Annotated in this window: 18 protein-coding genes; 4 read left to right on the top strand and 14 right to left on the bottom strand. The window is 62.3% G+C overall.

Features of this window, described 5'->3' with window-relative positions; genetic code table 11:
- Positions 1–139: 139 nt before the first annotated feature.
- Both BLW25_RS06125 and gltX read right to left on the bottom strand, forming a co-directional pair.
- Positions 140–1429, bottom strand: a complete 1290-nt coding sequence (locus BLW25_RS06125; RefSeq protein ID WP_092897336.1) for a citrate synthase — start codon at positions 1427–1429, stop codon at positions 140–142.
- 107 nt (positions 1430–1536) lie between these two features.
- Positions 1537–2949: a glutamate--tRNA ligase gene (gene gltX, locus BLW25_RS06130; RefSeq protein WP_092897338.1), complete on the bottom strand. Its 1413-nt coding sequence runs from the start codon at positions 2947–2949 to the stop codon at positions 1537–1539.
- A gap of 184 nt (positions 2950–3133) precedes the next feature.
- Here gltX and BLW25_RS06135 point away from each other — a divergent pair, with 184 nt between their 5' ends.
- A complete protein-coding gene (locus tag BLW25_RS06135) occupies positions 3134–5368 on the top strand; it encodes a ComEC/Rec2 family competence protein (protein ID WP_253188235.1) in 2235 nt (744 codons plus the stop codon).
- On the top strand, positions 5349–5537 hold the full coding sequence (locus tag BLW25_RS06140) for a hypothetical protein (RefSeq protein ID WP_092897340.1): 189 nt from the start codon (positions 5349–5351) through the stop codon (positions 5535–5537). Before BLW25_RS06135 ends, BLW25_RS06140 begins: the two co-directional genes overlap by 20 nt.
- Before the next feature lie 46 nt (positions 5538–5583).
- Here BLW25_RS06140 and BLW25_RS06145 read toward each other — a convergent pair whose 3' ends face one another.
- Both BLW25_RS06145 and infC read right to left on the bottom strand, forming a co-directional pair.
- The gene (locus tag BLW25_RS06145; protein ID WP_092897342.1) at positions 5584–8697 is read right to left on the bottom strand and encodes a valine--tRNA ligase; all 3114 of its coding nucleotides are present in this window, start codon (positions 8695–8697) and stop codon (positions 5584–5586) included.
- 264 nt (positions 8698–8961) lie between these two features.
- Complete coding sequence (gene infC, locus BLW25_RS06150) at positions 8962–9501, bottom strand: translation initiation factor IF-3 (RefSeq protein WP_092897344.1); 540 nt, start codon at positions 9499–9501, stop codon at positions 8962–8964.
- Positions 9502–9825: 324 nt separating this feature from the next.
- Between infC and BLW25_RS06155 the strand changes: the two genes are divergently transcribed.
- Positions 9826–10485, top strand: a complete 660-nt coding sequence (locus tag BLW25_RS06155) for a hypothetical protein (RefSeq protein ID WP_092897346.1) — start codon at positions 9826–9828, stop codon at positions 10483–10485.
- A 178-nt stretch (positions 10486–10663) separates the two neighbouring features.
- On the opposite strand, the gene BLW25_RS06160 is transcribed toward BLW25_RS06155, so the two are convergent.
- The 6 genes from BLW25_RS06160 to cobA all read right to left on the bottom strand — a co-directional run bounded on the left by BLW25_RS06160 (position 10664) and on the right by cobA (position 15567).
- Positions 10664–11485: a ferredoxin--NADP reductase gene (locus tag BLW25_RS06160; RefSeq protein ID WP_092901616.1), complete on the bottom strand. Its 822-nt coding sequence runs from the start codon at positions 11483–11485 to the stop codon at positions 10664–10666.
- Positions 11486–11592: 107 nt separating this feature from the next.
- A complete protein-coding gene (locus tag BLW25_RS06165; protein ID WP_092897348.1) occupies positions 11593–11997 on the bottom strand; it encodes a DUF934 domain-containing protein in 405 nt (134 codons plus the stop codon).
- 89 nt (positions 11998–12086) lie between these two features.
- The gene (locus BLW25_RS06170) at positions 12087–12836 is read right to left on the bottom strand and encodes a phosphoadenylyl-sulfate reductase (protein WP_092897350.1); all 750 of its coding nucleotides are present in this window, start codon (positions 12834–12836) and stop codon (positions 12087–12089) included.
- The gene (locus tag BLW25_RS06175; RefSeq protein WP_092897352.1) at positions 12826–14496 is read right to left on the bottom strand and encodes a nitrite/sulfite reductase; all 1671 of its coding nucleotides are present in this window, start codon (positions 14494–14496) and stop codon (positions 12826–12828) included. Before BLW25_RS06175 ends, BLW25_RS06170 begins: the two co-directional genes overlap by 11 nt.
- Entirely contained in the window at positions 14489–14797 is a 309-nt protein-coding gene (locus tag BLW25_RS06180; protein WP_092897354.1) for a DUF2849 domain-containing protein, read from the bottom strand. The genes BLW25_RS06175 and BLW25_RS06180 overlap by 8 nt, the downstream gene beginning before the upstream one ends.
- Positions 14794–15567: a uroporphyrinogen-III C-methyltransferase gene (cobA, locus tag BLW25_RS06185; RefSeq protein ID WP_092897356.1), complete on the bottom strand. Its 774-nt coding sequence runs from the start codon at positions 15565–15567 to the stop codon at positions 14794–14796. The genes BLW25_RS06180 and cobA overlap by 4 nt, the downstream gene beginning before the upstream one ends.
- A 167-nt stretch (positions 15568–15734) precedes the next feature.
- Here cobA and BLW25_RS06190 point away from each other — a divergent pair, with 167 nt between their 5' ends.
- Entirely contained in the window at positions 15735–16196 is a 462-nt protein-coding gene (locus tag BLW25_RS06190) for an Lrp/AsnC family transcriptional regulator (RefSeq protein ID WP_092897358.1), read from the top strand.
- Here BLW25_RS06190 and BLW25_RS06195 read toward each other — a convergent pair.
- The 4 genes from BLW25_RS06195 to BLW25_RS06210 all read right to left on the bottom strand — a co-directional run bounded on the left by BLW25_RS06195 (position 16193) and on the right by BLW25_RS06210 (position 19214).
- Entirely contained in the window at positions 16193–17149 is a 957-nt protein-coding gene (locus tag BLW25_RS06195) for a DMT family transporter (protein ID WP_092897360.1), read from the bottom strand. The two genes, BLW25_RS06190 and BLW25_RS06195, sit on opposite strands and share 4 nt — an antisense overlap.
- Positions 17150–17325: 176 nt before the next feature.
- Complete coding sequence (gene tpiA, locus BLW25_RS06200) at positions 17326–18069, bottom strand: triose-phosphate isomerase (RefSeq protein ID WP_092897362.1); 744 nt, start codon at positions 18067–18069, stop codon at positions 17326–17328.
- Between the two features lie 116 nt (positions 18070–18185).
- Complete coding sequence (locus tag BLW25_RS06205; protein WP_092897364.1) at positions 18186–18557, bottom strand: HesB/IscA family protein; 372 nt, start codon at positions 18555–18557, stop codon at positions 18186–18188.
- 279 nt (positions 18558–18836) lie between these two features.
- A complete protein-coding gene (locus BLW25_RS06210) occupies positions 18837–19214 on the bottom strand; it encodes an SUF system Fe-S cluster assembly protein (protein WP_249495647.1) in 378 nt (125 codons plus the stop codon).
- Positions 19215–19318 lie beyond the last annotated feature (104 nt).

The raw sequence follows: 19318 nt of genomic DNA on the forward strand, positions 1-19318 counted from the left end.
GGGCCATGTCATCTGTCCTTAAATATCCCGGGGGGAGAGGCTCGGCAGAGCCGAGGGGGGCTGGCCCCCCTTCTGTCTACATCGGCCAATGCAAAAGGCGGCCCGCGCAGGAGCCGCCTTTCCCAACATATTGATCCGTTCAGCGCGAGCGCAGGTCGGTATAGTCGCGTTTCTGCGGGCCGACATAGAGCTGGCGCGGGCGACCGATCTTGCCGGTCGGGTCAGAAATCATCTCTTTCCATTGCGAGATCCAGCCGACCGTGCGCGAGATCGCGAAGATCGGGGTGAACATCGAGGTCGGGAAACCCATCGCTTCGAGGATGATGCCGGAATAGAAATCGACATTCGGATAGAGTTTCTTCGAGACGAAATACTCGTCTTCCAGCGCGATGCGCTCCAGCTCTTTCGCGACCTGCAAGAGCGGGTTGTTATGGACCCCCAGAAGCTCCAGCACCTCGTCCGCCGATTCCTTCATCACTTTGGCGCGCGGGTCGAAATTCTTATAGACCCGGTGGCCAAAGCCCATCAGGCGGAAGCCGGAATTCTTGTCTTTCGCCTTGGCGATGAATTCCGGGATCCGGTCAACGGTGCCGATTTCCTTGAGCATTTCGAGGCAGGCCTGGTTTGCGCCGCCATGGGCCGGCCCCCAAAGGCAGGCGATGCCGGCCGCGATACAGGCAAAGGGGTTGGCGCCCGAAGAGCCCGCCAGACGCACGGTCGAGGTCGAGGCGTTCTGCTCGTGATCGGCATGGAGCATCATGATGCGGTCCATGGCCTTTTCGAGGACCGGATTGACGACATAATCCTCGGCCGGAACCGAGAAGCACATATGCAGGAAATTGCCGGCATAGCTGAGCGAATTCTTCGGATAGACGAAGGGCTGGCCGACCGAATATTTATAGGCCATGGCCGCAATGGTCGGCAGTTTCGCGATCATCCGGATCGAGGCGACCTCGCGGTGCCATTCATCGGTGATGTCGAGGCTGTCATGATAGAAGGCCGACATCGCGCCGACCACGCCCACCATGGTCGCCATCGGATGAGCATCGCGGCGGAAGCCACGGAAAAAATTCATCATCTGCTCGTGCACCATCGTATGACGGGTCACGCGGGTGTTGAAGTCGGCCAGCTGCGCTGCGGTCGGCAGCTCACCATACATCAGCAGGAAACAGGTCTCGAGATGGCTGGATTTCTCGGCCAGCTGTTCGATCGGATAGCCGCGATACAGAAGCTCGCCCAGATCGCCGTCGATATAGGTGATCGCGCTTTCGCAGGATGCGGTCGAGGTGAAGCCGGGGTCATAGGTAAAGACATCAGCCTGCCCATAGAGCTTGCGGATATCCAGCACGTCGGGGCCAAGTACCGGTTTCATAACCGGCAGGTCGAACTCCTTGCCGTCGAGCGTCAGTGTCGCTTTTCTGTCAGACATTTTCCCAGGTTCCCCGTGTGGCAAACCGCCCGCGTAAGCGCGGCGGTTTCGTGGCTTCTTCGCTGCTCCTCGCGGAGCGTACACCTGGCCCCGGGGGCCGTCGCAGATCAGACTGCGGCGTCCGAGAGCCTGGCGATAGTTTCGTCGCGACCGATGACCAGCATCATGTCAAAGACCGAAGGCGTCGCGGCCCGCCCCGCCAGTGCAGCCCGCAGCGGTGCAGCAAGTTTGCCGAATCCGATGCCGTTTTCGGCCGACACCGCATTGAGCATGGTCTCAAGCGCTTCCTTCGTCCAGCTAGCATTTTGCAGCTGCGGCGTCAATGAATTCAGTATACCACGGGATACCGCATCAAGGCTGGCCGCGGCTTTCTCATCGGGAGTGATCGGGCGCGATATCATCACAAAATGCGCCTTTTCAATAAGTTCCGGGAAAGTCTTCGCGCGGTCCTTCACGCAGTACATCGCTTTGTGCAGCAGCTCAGACTGGGTCTGCGTCAATGCAGGCTTCCCGGCAGCCGCCAGATATGCCTCAATTTCATGCAGCAGTGCGGCATCCTCCTCCATCGCGATATGATGGCCGCAGGTGTTTTCCAGTTTCTTAAAATCCAGCCGTGCCGGGGCTTTTCCGATACCTTTCAGATCGAAAACCTCCATCGCCTCCTGGCTGGTGAAAATCTCCATATCGCCATTCGCCCAGCCCAGCCGGGTCAGGTAATTGCGCATACCAGAGGCCGGGTAGCCCATGGCCTGATATTCCTCGAGCCCGGTCGCGCCATGGCGTTTCGAGAGCTTTTTGCCATCCGGCCCGTGGATCAGGGGGATATGCGACCAGACCGGCACATCCCAGCCCATCGCATCGTAAACCATCTGCTGACGTGCGGCATTGACGAGGTGGTCATCCCCCCGGATCACATGGGTCACGCCCATATCATGATCATCCACCACCACCGCCAGCATATAGGTCGGCGTAGCGTCCGAGCGTAACACGATCATGTCGTCGAGCGTGTCATTTCTGATCACCACATCGCCCTGGACCTGATCGCGGATCACGGTCTCGCCTTCGCGCGGTGCCTTCATGCGGATGGCATAGGGCGCATCGGGGAAACTGGCCGGATCGGCATCGCGCCAGGGCGAGACGAACACCGGATAGCTCACGCCACGCGCCTTTTCGGCCTCTTTGAAGGCGGCGATTTCTTCAGGTGTCGAAAAGCACTTATAGGCGGTGCCGCGCGCCAGCATCTCGCGTGCGACCTCGGCATGGCGGTCCTTCTGTTCGAACTGGCTGACCACATCGCCATCCCAGTCAAGGCCGAGCCAGGTCAGCCCCTGCAGGATCGCCGCCGTTGCCTCGGGGGTCGAGCGCTCGCGGTCAGTATCTTCGATCCTGAGGAGAAATTTGCCGCGCCGCCCGCGCGCATAAAGCCAGTTGAACAGCGCCGTGCGCGCGCCACCGATATGGAGATAGCCGGTTGGCGAAGGCGCGAAACGGGTGACGACGGGGGCGGCGGAGGTGGACATGGCGGGTGTTAACCTTTCGGAAACCATGGCGGAGGAAGATCGCCGCGATGGCTGGCTGTTATCTGGCGGACATTTCTGGCGGGTCGGGGAGCGGTTGACTGCTTGCCCGGAGGAAGATCGGTGACTGCGGCAAAGGCAGGCGCAGTTGCGCTGCATTTATGCGCGGTCGAGGGGGAAGGGCAAGGTGGCTGACAGCATTACCGCCACAGGCGCAAATGAGGCGGTGTCCGGGGGGGCGGATCATCCGGCTGCGTTGTCACGGCAGGTCTGGCGTCACCTCGTCAGATTCTGCCGCAGGCTGATCCGGGCGCTGATCCGGGCGCTGAACGGGGCACTGATCGCGCCGCTGATCGCGCTCGAAGACGCGCGCGGGCATCTTCTGCCGCTGGCGGTGATCCTTTTTGGCAGCGGCATCGGGCTGTGGTTCGCGCTGGAAACCGAGCCGGGCGCGCTGGTCTATGGCACGCTTGTCGCCCTCGCCGTTCTGGCGGCAGTCGCGGCCCGGATTGCGCCTTTTCCCTTTCGCAGCATCGGAGGCGCCGTAGTCGCGCTGTCGCTGGGCCTGCTGGCAGCGGGGCTGCGCGCGCATATGATCGCGGCCCCGATGCTTGATTTCCGCTATTATGGCCCGATCGGGGGGCGTGTGGTCGAGATCGACACTTCCGCCTCGGATGCGGTCAGGATCACACTGGACCAGGTTGTGCTGGAGCGCACCGATCCCGCGCGCGTGCCGCATCGCGTGCGGGTTGCGCTGCACGGAAACGCCTATGGCCATAGTCCCGCCGCCGGCGAAACGGTGATCCTGACCGGGCATCTCTCGGCCCCTCAGGATGCGGCAGAGCCCGGGGGCTTTGACTTCCGCCGCATGGCGTTTTTCCAGGGCCTCGGCGCGGTCGGTTACAGCCAGACCCCGGTCCTGCTGCTGGAGCCGCCGCGCGACGGAGAGGAATGGATCGGCCGGCTCAGGGCCTGGTTTTCCAGTGGTATCCGTGCCCATATTCCGGGCGAGGCAGGGGCCTTTGCCGCAGGCGCGATGACCGGCGACCGCTCGGGCATCAGCCAGAAGACGGTCGAGGATCTGCGCGATTCCTCGCTGGCGCATATCCTTGCGATTTCGGGGATGAACCTCGTTTGCCTGACGGCTTTTGTTTTTGCGCTGATGCGGGGGGGGATCGCGTGTTTTCCCTGGCTCGCGCTGCGGGTGAACGCGAAGAAGCTCGCGGCCCTGGTCTCGATCTTTGTCGCCTGGTTCTATCTGCAGCTCTCCGGCGCCAATGTCGCGACCGAGCGTGCCTTTGTCATGACGCTGGTGATGCTTCTGGCGATTTTGATGAATCGCCGGGCGATGACGATCCGCAGTGCCGCGATTGCCGGCGCGGTCATTCTGGCGCTGAGACCCGAAAGTCTGCTCGCGCCCGGTTTCCAGATGTCGATGGCGGCGACCGTCTCGCTGATCGCCGGGTTTCAGGCGATGGATCGCTGGCTGCAACGGGGCCGCCTGGCGCACTGGCAGATTGTACTGATCACAGTGATCATGAGCTCGGTGATCGGTGGTTTCGCCACCGCGCCCTATGCGGCGGCGCATTTCAACCGGTTTGCCGATTACGGGCTCATGGCCAATATCCTGACCGCGCCGGTCATGGGGGTCGCCATCATGCCGATGGGGGTTCTGGCCTTCCTGCTGGCGCCGGTCGGGCTTGAGGCTCTGCCGCTCTGGGTCATGGGCAAGGCCTCGGAATGGATCCTCTGGGTTGCCGCCTGGGTTGCCGGGCTGGAAGGCTCGGTGACGGCGATCCCGGCGCCGCATTGGCTGGCGCTGCCGGTGATCAGCTGGGGCGGGCTCTGGCTGATCGCCTGGCCGGGAAGGGCACGGCTTGCCGGTATCGGGCTGATCGTGGCGGGGATCGCGCTCTGGCCCCTTGCAGATCGGCCGGGGCTGCTGATCTCCGCTGACGGGCGGCTGGTGGGCGTGATGGTGCCAGAGGGCAGGGCGCTGTCTGCGGCCACAGGCGGGGGCTTTTCGGCAGGCAACTGGTTGGAAGGCGACGGGGATCTCGCATCGCAAAAGACCGCCGCGCTGCGCCCGGGCTTCACCGGTCCGGTCACGGCAAAAGCCTTCGGCTTCGCAGGCCGGAAGGGTGTAGCCCTGAGCGGGAAGGCCGGGCTTTCACAGCTTGCGGCGGCCTGTGCCAGCTATGACCTCGTGATCCTCAACGCGCGGGCGGAACACCCACCACCCGATTGCCCGCTGATCGACCAGCTTCTGCTGTCCCGGACCGGTGCAATCGCGCTCTGGAGTCGGGGGGCGAAGATCGACGCGAGATTTTCTGCCCGCGACAGGATCTGGTCCTCTGGGGCGGGAAAAACCGGCGCTCGGGGGGACGAAGTGGCGGATCGCCTTGACCGCCTGTTCCGGTAAGGCGCATCGCCCGCCGGGCGGCACTGTCGGGCTGCGCTTTCTGGCGGTCTGGCGCATGGGGGCGCAGCGGCAGGGGGCAGATTTCCCCGCTTTGCCCGACGCACGGCTGCTCCGCTCCTTCGACCATCATGTTGCCCTGCGCGGCACCAATGGCTTGCACCAAATGTAAAGCGCGCGCCTGTTTTCAGGCGCGCGCTTAGCAGAAACAACTGAGGTCAGGCCAGTTCGGACAACCGCTTCAGCGCGGTCTCGACCTTGGCACGCTCATCCTCGCGTGCTTCCAGATTGGCGCGGGCCTCATCCACCACATCTTCCGGCGCGGAGGCTGCGAATTTCGGGTTGTCGAGCCGGCCCTTCAACCCGCCGATCTCTTTCCCGAGCTTCTCCAGAGTCTTCGTCAGCCGCGCTTTTTCCTCGGCAATGTCGATCAGCCCTTCCAGCGGGATCGCGAAACCGGCACCGCCCGCAGCCACCAGGATCGAGCCTTTCGGCGCAGATCCCTCGCTGAAGCCCTCGATCCGTGCCATGCGGCGGATCAGCGCCTCATTGCGGCTCCAGGCTTCACGCGCCGCACCGGCAAGTTCGGTCGCGACGATGTCGATTTTCAGCCCGGCCGGCACATGGCATTGCGCGCGGGCCGAACGGATCTCATCGATCAGCCCGGTGACAAACGACATCTCGGTATCCGCTGCCTGGTCGATCAGGGCGGGGCCATATTCCGGCCAGTCGGTGTGGACGAGCAGCTTTTCACGCGTGCCGGTGGTCGCCCAGAGCTCTTCGGTGATGAAGGGCGTGAACGGATGCAAGAGGATCATGCACTGGTCAAGCACCCAGGCCATGGTGGCCCGCGTCTCGTCTGCGGCCTCTCCGTCAAACAGCGGCTTGGCGAATTCGACATACCAGTCGCAGACCTTGCCCCAGACGAATTTGTAAAGCGCATCTGCGGCCTGGTCGAAACGGAATTCGGCCAGCGCCAGATCGACTTCGGCGAGGGCTTTCGCGGTCTCGCCGATGATCCATTTATTCGCGGTGGCGGTTGCCACCGGCGGCTCTGCCTTGGTCGCATGACCTTCCCAGACACCGTTCATCTCGGCGAAGCGGCAGGCATTCCAGAGCTTGGTACCGAAATTGCGATAGCCCGCGATGCGGTCTTTCGACAGTTTCAGATCGCGCCCCATCGCAGCCATGGCTGCCAGCGTGAACCGCACGGCATCTGCGCCGTAATCTGCGATAAGATCCAGCGGGTCGAGGACATTGCCCAGCGATTTCGACATCTTCTTGCCCTTCTCGTCGCGGACAAGGGCATGAACATAAACGGTTTTGAATGGCACCTGGTCGACCACGGCCAGTTGCATCATCATCATCCGGGCGACCCAGAAGAAGATGATGTCAAAGCCGGTCACCAGAACGCTGGTCGGGAAATAGCGCGCGAGTTCCGGGGTCTGTTCCGGCCAGCCCAGCGTGCCGATCGGCCAGAGCCCCGAGGAGAACCAGGTGTCCAGCACATCGGCATCGCGCCAGACCGGATAGACCAGCTTTGTCGGGTCCTGGGTCAGGTTATATTCTGCCAGCGCCGCCGACAAAGCGGCCTCGGCGGCCTCGCGGTTTTCGACCTCGATGATGCGGGCATGGTTCAGTGGCATCGGCAGCGGCGCCAGTGCGTCCAGGAACTGGCCCGTCACCTCTTCAATCGAAGGGGCGCAGAAATAGACCGGATCCTGGGCATTGAACCCGCCGTCAAAGAGGAAGCGGAACAGTTCCACCTCATCCAGCGCATTATCGCCCTGATCGTCTTTGAACCCCGCCGGGCGCAGGTCGAGACCATACCAGACCGGGATCTGATGCCCCCACCAGAGCTGACGCGAAATGCACCAGGGTTCGATATTTTCCAGCCAGTGGAAATACACTTTCGCATCGCGCTCGGGCAGGATCGTGGTCTCGCCATTGCGAACCGCATCCAGCGCCGGGCCGACGATTTTCGAGGTCTCGACGAACCACTGATCTGTCAGCATCGGCTCGATCACCACTTTCGAGCGGTCACCGAAGGGCTGCATGATCTTTTTGTTCTCGACCACCGGCACCCGTTCCAGATGCTCGGCATTGGTCTCTTTGTCGATCGACTTCACCAGCTTGGTGACGGCGAGGCCTTCATCATTGATCTCGGCCACCACCAGTTTGCGGGCCTCGTAGCGGTCGAGACCGCGCAGATGGTCGGGCACCAGGTTGATGCGGTCGACATCGGCCTCGGTATAATTCGCGCCATCAAGGATCGCTTTGGCATTCGCGCAGCTTTCCTCATAAGGCAACCCGTCCTCGCGCATCCGTGCGCGGGTATCCATCAGCCGGTATAGCGGGATGCCATTGCGCTGTGCGACGCCGTAATCGTTGAAATCATGCGCGCCGGTGATCTTTACCGCGCCCGATCCGAATGTGGGGTCGGGATACATATCGGTGATGATCGGGATCAGACGGCGAAGCGCGCGCGGGCCGACCGGTATCTCGCAAAGCTTGCCGACGATGGGTGCATAGCGGCTGTCCGAGGGATGCACCGCCACCGCGCCATCGCCGAGCATCGTCTCGGGCCGGGTGGTCGCAATCGAGATATAGTCGCGGGTTTCCGAGAAGGTGACGTTCCCGTCTTCGTCCTTCTCCTCGTAAAGATAGGTCTCGCCGCCGGCGAGCGGGTACTTGAAATGCCACATATGGCCGTCGACCTCGGTCTGCTCGACTTCGAGATCAGAGATCGCGGTTTCGAAATGGGGATCCCAGTTCACAAGGCGTTTGCCACGATAGATCAGGCCCTTGTTGTAAAGATCGACAAAGACCTTGATCACGGCATCATGAAAATTGCCATCCTCGCCCTCGGGTGCACCGGGCGCGCCGGACATGGTAAAGGCCTCGCGGTCCCAGTCGCAGGTGGCGCCAAGGCGCATCAGCTGGCCAATGATGTTGCCGCGCGACTTCTTCTTCTGTTCCCAGACGAGGCCGAGGAATTCCGGGCGCGAAAAATCTGAACGGCGGCGGTTTGTCTTTGCCAGTTCCCGCTCCACCACCATCTGGGTCGCGATCCCGGCATGGTCGGTGCCGGGCTGCCAGAGCGTGTCAAAGCCGCGCATCCGGTGCCAGCGCACCAGCACGTCCTGCAAGGTATTGTTGAAGGCATGGCCCATATGCAGGCTGCCGGTGACATTCGGCGGCGGGATGACGACGGAAAAGGCGGGCTTTCCGGGTTTGGCATTGGCCCCGGCGCGGCCGACCTTCTGGTCGATCCACAGATCCATGATCCGGGCCTCGGCTTCCTGAGCGTTGAAGGTCTTTTCCATTGCCATCGCGCGTCCCCTTTTGCTGAAAGGGGATTTAGCCAATGCAAAGCGCAAGGGAAAGGGGCAGGGCAGCGCTTAACAGCTGATCGGGCCATCTCTGGCTGACTGCGGATGCCTTTGGGGTATGTCCGGTACAAGACGGGGCAGTGCCGCCTTTTGTGCGATCAGGCACGGGAGATGAGGCCGGAGAGATTGGAAAGGGATCCGCCTCTCAGATATGCAAAACCCCGCCAGGGCGGGGCTTTTACATGTCAGGATATCAGGCGCCGGTTATCTCGGCCCGATCATCATCACCATCTGGCGACCTTCAAGCTTTGGCATGCTCTCTACCTTGCCGGCATCGCCGACATCGGCCGAGACGCGGTTCAGAAGCTCCAGCCCAAGCTGCTGGTGGGCCATTTCGCGGCCCCGGAAACGCAGGGTGACCTTTACCTTGTCGCCTTCGTCAAGGAATTTCAGGACCGAGCGCATCTTGACCTGGTAATCATGCTCATCCGTACCGGGACGGAACTTGATTTCCTTGATCTCGATGATCTTCTGTTTCTTGCGGGCTTCGGCTTCGCGCTTTTGCGTCTCGTATTTGAATTTGCCGAAATCCATGATCTTACAGACCGGCGGCACGGCATTCGGCGAGATCTCGACCAGGTCGAGCCCGGCCTCTTCCGCCAGCGCCATGGCACGCGCCGGAGTGACAACACCGACATTTTCGCCATCTGCGCCGATCAGACGGATTTCGGGCGCGCGGATACGATCGTTTACGCGCGGGCCGGTCTCACGTTGCGGCGGGGCGTTATGGGGTCTGCGTCCTATGGTAGTATTTCCTTCTGAGGTAAAAACCGGTCGCGAACTTACTCCCGAAGGCGATGGCTTTCAAGCGCCCGGGAGCAGGGAATTCCGGGGCAGAGGGCCATCCCGGGAAAGACGCGCCGCGTTTGCGGTTTTGCGGGCCCGGACAAGCCGCGGCATTTCGGGGCAGCGGCCGGGATCAGGCCGTCAGGCGTAAATTCGCCGGTCGCAGGGCTGAGCGGGATTCTTCCCTTTCTGACCGCCTTTCGGGGCCGAGACTTTTCAATTCGGGCAGATCCTGCCATATGCGGGCAATCCGGGCTGTTTTCCGGCAATGGGAGATTCATCATGAACAAAAGCGTAATCATCGGCGCCATCGTCGTCCTGCTGGCGGCGGGTGGCTACTACCAGTTCAGCTATAAGCCAGCCCAGGAAGCTGCCGCAGCGGCAGAGAAGGTGAAAGCCGAAGCTGCGGCCAAGGCCGCAGAAGATGCAAAACTCGCTGAGGAAGCTGCGAAGAAAGCAGAAGAAGAGGCGGCTGCTGCCGCGGCTGCCACTGCCGCAGCAACCGAAGAAGCCGCTACCGATCTCGGCAATGCTGCAACCGAAGCGGCGGGCGAGGCCGGTGCGGCTGTCGCCGGCGCGGCGGAATCGGCCGCAACTGCTGCGGGCGAGGCCGTTGATGGTGCCGCCACCGCTGTTGGCAATGCCGCAGAAGCCGCTGGCAATGCCGCTGCCTCGGCCGGCGAAGCTGTGTCGGAAGCGGTCGAATCCGCCACCACCACAACCGAAACCGCTGTCGAAGGCGCCGCCGCTCCGGCATCGGATGCGAATGCCGCACTCGATCCGGCCAATTTCGATGCGGATAAGGTGAATGCGCTGATCGATGCGTCCTCGCTGGACGCGGCAAGCAAGGGCATTCTGAAAACCGCAGTCGAAAGCGCGAAAGCGAACCCGGCTCTGGTGGCAAGCGTGCTGGCTCAGGTGCGGACCGCACTCGGCCTGTGATCGCAGGGCCCTGCCGGCTCGGGCCGGAGGCGTAAAGCAAGGAAAACGGCTGCGGGTATGATCCCGCAGCCGTTTTTTTTATTGGCCAGCCCGGGCTCTGAGCGGAGACAAAAATCAGATGCAGAAGGCCGCAGGGGTGATCCCTGCGGCCTTTGCGTGTCTTAACCTGTCCGAGGTATCAGATGCCGTCGCCCACGAAAGCCTTCTCGACCACGAATTGTTTCGGATCGGAATTGGCGCCTTCCTCAAGCCCGAAGCTTTCCAGCGTCGCCTTCACATCGACGTTGAATGCGAGCGAGCCACAGACCATGGCGCGGTCTTCTTCCGGGTTGATCTTCGGCAGGCCGAGATCCTCAAAGACCTTGCCGGAGGCGAGGTTATCGGTGATGCGGCCCATATATTGCGACTCTTCGCGGGTGGTGGTCGGATAATAAAGGAGCTTGTCGCCGATCAGCTCGCCGATCAGCGGGTCTTCTTTCAGCCCTTCGACCAGTGCGCGGCCATAATCCAGCTCCGCATTCTCGCGGCAGGTATGCATCATGATGACCTGGTCATATTTCTCCCAGGTCTCCGGCTCGCGCAGCAGCGAGGCGAAGGGCGCGAAGCCGGTGCCGGTGGCAAGGAACCAGAGCCGCTTGCCCGGAAGCAGCGCGTCATGGACCAGGGTGCCGACGGGTTTCGGGCGCAGGATGATCTGATCGCCCGGTTTCACATGCTGCAGTTTCGAGGTCAGCGGGCCATCGGGCACTTTGATCGAATAGAATTCCAGCTCCTCATCCCAGGCGGGCGAGGCGATGGAATAGGCGCGCAAAAGCGGTTTGCCATTCTCGCCCATCAGCCCGATCATGACAAACTCGCCGGAGCGGAACCGCAGCGATTGCGGCCGCGCAACGCGGAAGGAAAACAGCCGGTCGGTCCAGTGTCTGACCGAGGTGACGGTCTGGGCATCGGGCAGATGCGGTTTTGCCGGGCGCTCAGTGGTTGCGGCGGTCTCGGTCATCTCGGGCTCCGTCTCGGGCGCCATCCCGGCGCGGTCTCATTTAAGGCACAAGCGGGGCCGGGGTAAACCGGGCCTCGCCTGTGGCATATTTTCGCGTGGCCAATGGATCAGGCGCGCAGGCGGCCCTGGTAATCATGCGCCGTCCAGTTGGCGCGGAATTTCCATTGCTCTTCCGGCTGGCGTTGAGCAAGCTCATCCGGGATCTCGACCCCGTCAAAGCCGACCCGGCGACACATGGCATATTGATCGGAGATAACGGGCCCGAGTGCAAGCAACTGCCCTTTATAACCAAGCATCCGGAGCCTGCGCGCGATCGTGAAGGCGCGACCATCCGAAAAGGCCGGGAAGGCGACCCGGATCAGGGTCAGGCGGTCAAGATGCGGGATCAGCGCATCGGGAGTGTCGGTATTCGACAGATCGACTTCGAGACCGGTTTCGGTCAGCTCAGCCAAAGCCGGGATCTCGCGGGCGGGGGCCGGGGTGAAACCGGCATCGGTGACAATAATGCTCATGTCTCAGTCCTCTTTCTGCTTACGGTCGGGCAGGGAGCCCGGTTCCTGTACAGGAACCGGACCGATTTCTGTGCAGAAATCGCCGCCGCTCATGCGGCGCTCTCGCTGGTGTTGCGCACGGGCTTGCCGCCCGTAAAATGGATGCCGCATTCTGTTTTCTGCTGGCCCCGCCAGCGCCCGGAGCGCGGGTCTTCGCCGGGTTTTACCGGGCTCGTGCAGGGCGCACAGCCGATGGACGGATAGCCTTTCGCGACCAGCGGATGGCGCGGCAGGTTGTTATTGGTGATATAGTCTTCCAGATCCTCGCGGCCCCAATGGGCCAGTGGATTGACCTTGATGCGGAAATCACCCTCATTCTCGAAGAAATCCAGCGTGCCGCGATCCGAGTTCTGAAAGCGTTTGCGCCCGGTGATCCAGCCGTCAAAGGGTTTCAGCGCGCGTTCCAGCGGCTCGACCTTGCGCACATTGCAGCACGAATCCGTGCTGTAGAGATGCAGTGTATTATCCGGGTCTTCGAATTGCAGCCGGCGCGGATTGGCGCGGATGGTGCGGATATCGCAAAGATCGAGACGTTCGGCCAGTTCGCGCTGATAATCCAGCGTTTCCTTGAAGAGCATCCGCGTGTCAACGAACAGCACCGGGGTTTCCGGTGCCAGCAGCGACACCAGATGCAAGAGCACGACCGATTCTGCCCCGAAAGATGAGACCAGGGCCACCCGGCCCAGGTCATCATCCTGCAAAGCATGTTCCAGCACATCATGGGCCGAATGGTGTTTGTAGCGCGCGTTCAGCGCGGCCACCCGGTCGGCAACCGGATAGGCGCTCAGGTCACGCGGCATCCTTCGCGTCTCCGCTCTCATAAAGGGCGGCCTTGAACGGCTCCATCCCGAGGCGACGGAAGGCGTCGAGGAAGCTTTCCTGCGGACCTTCACGCTCGCTCAGATAGGCGCGGACGATCCGCTCCACCGCCGGCACCACCTGATCATAGGCAAAGCCCGGGCCGGTCTTGTCGCCAATCGCGGCATCTTCGGCGCCCGAGCCACCGAGGGTGATCTGGTAATTCTCGACCCCCGCCCGGTCGAGACCGAGAATGCCGATATGGCCGACATGGTGATGGCCGCAGGCATTGATGCAGCCCGAGATCTTGATCTTCAGCGGTCCGATCTCATGTTCGAGGTCGAGTTCCTTGAACCGCATGGCAATTTCCTGCGCCACCGGGATCGAGCGCGCAGTGGCCAGGGCGCAGTAATCCATGCCGGGGCAGGCGATGATATCCGAGATCAGCCCGACATTGGCGGTGGCAATGCCGCCCTGAACCAGCGCTGCATGCAGCGCGGGCAGATCGCCCTTATGCACATGCGGCAGGATCACATTCTGCTCATGGCTGATGCGGATATCGTCATGGCCGAATTTCTCGGCCAGATCCGCGATCAGTTCCATCTGCTCCGAGGTCTGGTCGCCCGGCGTCTTGCCCTGTTCCTTCACCGAGATCGTCACGATCGCATATTGATCGTTCTTATGGGCGGCAAGGTTGGTGTCGGCCCAGGCGCGGAACAGCGGATCGGCCTTGTAGAAGTCATCATAGGCGGTCACGGGCGCGTTGCGGAACGCGGGCGGCGCGAAGGCCGCCTGGATATCTTCCAGCAGCGCCTGATCGGCCCCGCCAAAGAGCGGGCGCAGCTCTTCAAACCGCTCTTCCACCAGCCGGGTGATCTCTTCCTTGCCTGTTTCATGCAGCGTGATCTTGATGCGCGCTTTGTATTTATTGTCGCGCCGGCCCAGCACGTTATAGACGCTGAGAACCGCTTCGACATAAGGCAGCAGATCGGCCTCGGGCAGGAATTCGCGCACCACCATGCCGATCAGCGGCGTGCGGCCAAGGCCGCCGCCCACAAGCACGCGGAAACCGATCTCGCCCTGATCGTTCTTCACCAGTTGCAGACCGATGTCATGCGCGCGGATCACCGCGCGGTCATGCGTCGCGCCGGTGATGGCGATCTTGAATTTGCGCGGCAGGAACTGGAATTCCGGGTGATCGGTCGACCACTGGCGCAACAGTTCGGCATAGGCGCGGGGATCGGCGATCTCGTCAGCCGCCGCACCCGCGAAATGGTCGGCGGTCACGTTGCGGACGGTATTGCCCGAGGTCTGGATCGCATGCATGCCGACATCGGCCAGCGCGGTCAGGATCGCAGGAATATCCGGGAGTTTCGGCCAGTTGAACTGGATGTTCTGCCGCGTGGTCCAATGGCCGTAACCCTTATCCCAGGTCGCGCCGATCTTCGCCAGCTGGCGCATCTTGCGCGCGTTCAGCGTGCCATAGGGAATGGCGACCCGCAGCATATAGGCATGGAGTTGCAGATAGAGCCCGTTCATCAGCCGCAAGGGCCGGAACTCTTCCTCGGTCAGGCTGCCATCGAGACGGCGTTCGACCTGTTGCGAAAACTGCGCCACGCGCTCGCGGACGAAACGCTCATCGAAGTCGGTATAATCATACATGGTCGAGGTCTGCCTGTTTCCCGTGGTGATAGTTCGAGGGGCCGCGCGTGCGGAAGGCCTCACGGAAATGGGTGGGTTCGGGGCCGTTCGGGCCCGGTTTCGCATCTGCCAGATAGGCACCCACGATCAGCCGCCCCTGCGCATTGGCATGGATCAGCCGCAGCTGGGCATGGGCCTCGTCTTCGATCAGCTCGGCCTCTGCATGGACCAGGGTCCAGCGGTCATCGGCGGTGAGATAGACGACATCCCCTTCGCGCAGGCGATTGGCGGTGACGACTTTCGGGGTAAAGCGGCGGCTCATGCGCGGGCCTCCTCGTGACTGGTCATGGCGGGAATGGCCGCGCGGGGCGCGAGGCCGAAAAGGATAATGGCGGGGCCGGAGCAACAAAGCGCCAGCGCGGGCAGCGTTGCGAGCGTCCCGGCATGGACCCGCTGATCGGCGCGCGAGGCGTTCTCGACCAGTGTGACCGGCGTTTCCGGCCCTGCGCCATGCATCAGCAGCCGGCCCTGGATGAAACGGGCCGATTTCTTGCCCATATAAATCGCCGCAACCTCAGTGGCACGGGCGAGACCGCGCCAGTCCTGTTCGGCAAAACCGTCCATGTCATGGCCGGTCAGAATACGCAGGCTCGCATTGCGGCCGCGCTTTGTCAGCGCCTGGCCGATTGCCGCCGCCGCAACCGGAGCGGTCGAAAGGCCGGGCAGGATACGAAAGCTGAGGCCAGCGGCCTCAAGCGCCTCGATCTCTTCGTCGAGACGGGCGAAAATTCCCGGATCGCCGCCTTTGAGACGGACGACGCGCGCGCCCGTCTGTGCCGTTTCAACCAGAACCCGGTTGATCGCGGATTGCGGCACCGAAGGGCCAAATCCCTCTTTGCCGACATCAATGCGGCGCACATGGGCCGGGATCAGCGCCATCACCTCTTCGCCGACGAGACGGTCATGGATCACCACCTCTGCCGCCTCAAGCGCACGCAGCACGCCGAGCGTCAGGTGCTCAGCCGCGCCCGGGCCGGCCCCCGCGAAGGTCACGGGCGGCAGATCCTTGAGGGGAGCGCTGGCTGTCAACATGGCTTGGATCCTGGCTTTCGGGCAGGTATGGCGGCGGCGCCGGTTTGCACTGGCAGCAATATAGGACTTTTTCCTCTGAATCGGCCAGATCCCCTTGCAGATAAGGAAGAATGTTCCGATACTCTGGCCTCTGGGAACGCAGTTCTGCGTCAGAGGGGAAATCAGGAATGGCAGCCGCGCTGGACGATCTGGACCGGAAAATCCTGTCCGAACTGCAACAGGATGCAGAGCAGTCGCTGGACGAGATCGCCCGCAAGGTGGGCTCGTCGAAAACCCCGGTCTGGAACCGGATCCGGCGGATGAAAGAACAGGGCGTGATCTCGCGCCAGACAGTGATCCTCGATGCCGAGGCCCTCGGGCTTGAGGCCTGTTTCTTCGTGCTGATCCGCACCTCGGAACATGAGGCGGACTGGCAGCGCAAATTCCTCCATGCGCTGCGCGAACGCCCCGAAGTGCTCGAGGCGCACCGGCTGGCGGGCGATATCGATTACATCCTCAAGGTGCGTGTGAAAAACGCCCGCGCCTATGACGAATTCTACCAGGCGCTGATTTCCGAGGTGAAAATTTACAATGTCACCGCGCTTTTAAGCATGGAAGAAATCAAGTCGACCACAGTCCTGCCGGTTTAACGGAAGCGCCGCAGGGGGATGACCCCCTGCGCCACCAGCACCCCAAGCGCGACAAGCCCCGCCGCCCCGGCCTGGAGCCAGTTCCAGGGCGCGGAAAGCCAGAGGAACATGATCAGCATGACGTAAAACGGCGAGGCATTGGTATGCAGCGATGACATGCCGATGCCGATCCTGTTGATCGAGATGATCCATAACAACTGGCACAAGGCGAGCCCGCCTATGGCGAAAAGGCCGAGCGAGATCACCTCGCGCATTCCCCAAAGGTTATGATCGGCCAGTGGCGCACCCATCGCGATATTGGCCCCGGCAATGACCAGCATGGAAAGGGCCGCCCCCGCCATAGTCAGCGCCGTGCGCCCGATCAGCGATAGTGTTGGAAAGCTGGTCACCGTCAGACGTGAGCCAAGCGTATAGAGCAGCACCGAGCCGCAGCAAAACATCGCGCCAAGCGCAACATTGCTGCCGCCGGCGCTGAAATCGAGGGCAAGCACCCCGCCGGCCATGGAAAGCGTAATTCCGGCAATGAGTTGCAGGCTCAGCCGGCGCCCGTCGAACAGTACCTCCAGCGCAATGGCCACAACCGGCATCGCTGCGGTGATCACCGCAGCCGTCACCGGCCCGCCTGCGGCCTGGCCCATGATCAGACACCAGGCCGCGAGCCCGATCAGCGCCCCGACCGCGATCCCGCGCAGCCAGTCCGCCCGCAAAATCGCGCGCGGCCCATCCGCGAGCAGCCAGACCGGCAACAGCACCATTGCCGCCAGAGTGATCCTTACCGCGCCCAGCTGGTCCGAAGGCATGATCGGAATTAGAAACTCTGCCGCCGGCAAACCAGCGGCCCAGACCACCATCGAGATCATGCAGATCAGATGACCGGACAGAAGCCGGTTCCCCGGCAGATGCTGGCCGGGGATCGGATCGGAAGGCGGGGCAGGGCGCGCAAAACTTGTCATATGGCGAAATCTGTCACGCCACAGTCCTGGTCACTGTTCTCCGGGCGACCGGTTCTGGCGCGTTCCGGCCAGCCGGGCTGAAGATATGTGTTTAAGCCAGAAGGAAGAGGATCTGACTTCCTCCTGACAGAAATACTGCCGCCCGGGGCGTCCGCAGGCGGTCACATGCGCTGAGTTCAGGCAGCCGAGAGCGCGGCAACGATCGCGCCAAAATCTGACGCTTTCAGGCTCGCGCCACCGACCAGGGCACCATGAACATGCGGCACCGCAAAGATTTCGGCGGCGTTCGAGGGTTTGACCGATCCACCATAGAGAAGCCGGATCGCGCCAGCCGCAGTGCCAAAGCGCGCATTCAGCGATCTGGAAATGAAATCATGCACTTCCGCGATCTGCTCAAGCGTAGGCACGCGGCCGGTACCGATGGCCCAGACCGGCTCATAGGCGATCACCGTATTGGCGCCGGTTGCGCCATCCGGCACCGAGCCCGCCAGTTGCGCTGCGATCACATCGAGGGTCCGCCCGGCATCACGCTCGCCTTCGGTCTCGCCAAGGCAAATCACCGCAACGAGGCCCGCCTCGCGTGCGGCAACTGCTTTTTGCGCCACCAGCTGATCGGTTTCTCCGTGATCGGCCCGGCGCTCGGAATGACCGAGGATCACATAGCCGGCACCTGCATCTTTCAGCATCGCGGCCGAGATATCGCCGGTATGCGCCCCCGAGATGTTCTGGTGGCAATCCTGACCGCCGACAGAAAGCGCCGTGCCCGCGGCCAGCGTCGCCAGGGGGGCGAGCAGGGTTGCAGGCGGGCAGATCATCATCTCACAGGCCGGATCGGAATGGAGTGCAAGCAAGGCGCGAATCTCGTCAAGCGAGGCCGAAACACCGTTCATTTTCCAGTTGCCTGCCGCCAGTCTGCGCATTCGATCTCTCCCTGTTACCGCTCCCATCTGGTCGCAAATTCAGGAGCGTCATGCAATGGGGGCATTGCGGAATGAGGCGTCAGACCGCCGGTCAACACTTCTGGCGCGCGGGCGTGTCAGATCCCGGACGGCGCCGTGGCCGGTTCGTTGAAGCGGATCGATTCGCCGCAGCCGCAGGCCTCGGACACGTTCGGATTGCGGAACACGAATTTCGATTCCAGCAGGCTGGTCTCGTAATCAATGATGGTACCGATCAGGAACATCTGCGCCATGGGGGCGATCAGCACCCGCGCGCCATCCTGTTCCACGATCTCGTCCAGCGGGTTCACCTCTGCGACGTAATCCATCGTATATTCCATACCGGCACAGCCACCCTTTTTCACGCCGATCCGCAAGCCCTGGCTGCCATCACGCGCCATCAGGCGGGCGATCTGTTTCGCAGCGGGCGGGGTGATGGAAACGGCGGCTTTGCCGGGGATGCCGAACATGATGGAAATCCTTTGTCTGGGGTAAAGGTAATCCCGCAGGCGCTCTGCTTCAAGAGGGCTGCGCGCGGCCTGACGCCAGGCCAGCCAGATATCACGTCATGGGTACAGAAAAGGCGTATAAAGCCTGTGTCCGGCTGGTGCCGGGGAGCATATTCCTCGAAGGGCGCGGCGTGATACGATCGCGCGCCAAGCCGAAAATGAGGTCTGTCTGGCGATGAAAGACCGCGCGGTCAGCCCGGCGGGTGCGTTTCAGGGGATAAGCGTCAGGGCCGTGGGCGTTTACATGAAGCCCAGTTCAAGACGCGCCTCATCCGACATCATTTCCATCCCCCAGGGCGGATCAAAGGTCATCTCGACCTGCACCTCGCGTATGCCGGGCGTGGCCTCAACGGCCTCCTGCACCCAGCCGGGCATCTCGCCTGCGACAGGGCAGCCCGGTGCGGTCAGCGTCATCACGATCCGCACCGCATTCTCGTCATCGATGGCGATGGTATAGACAAGGCCGAGATCGAAAATATTCACCGGGATCTCGGGGTCAAAGACCGTCCGACAGGCATCGGCGACAGCATCATAGAGCGGGTGATCGACAGAAGAGGGCGCAATCAGCGGCGCGCCTTCGGCGGCGGTCTGATCGGCGGTCGAGGTGGTCATGTCCATCTGCGTGGTCCCGGTCCGGAAAACTTCTGCCATCAATATAGGGATTGCGGGCCTGAGGTCCAGATCCGGCGGGCCGTTTTCGGTCCGGGTGGCAGCGCAGCCTG

It is taken from the genome of Rhodobacter sp. 24-YEA-8, assembly GCF_900105075.1.
GTDB lineage: Bacteria > Pseudomonadota > Alphaproteobacteria > Rhodobacterales > Rhodobacteraceae > Pseudogemmobacter.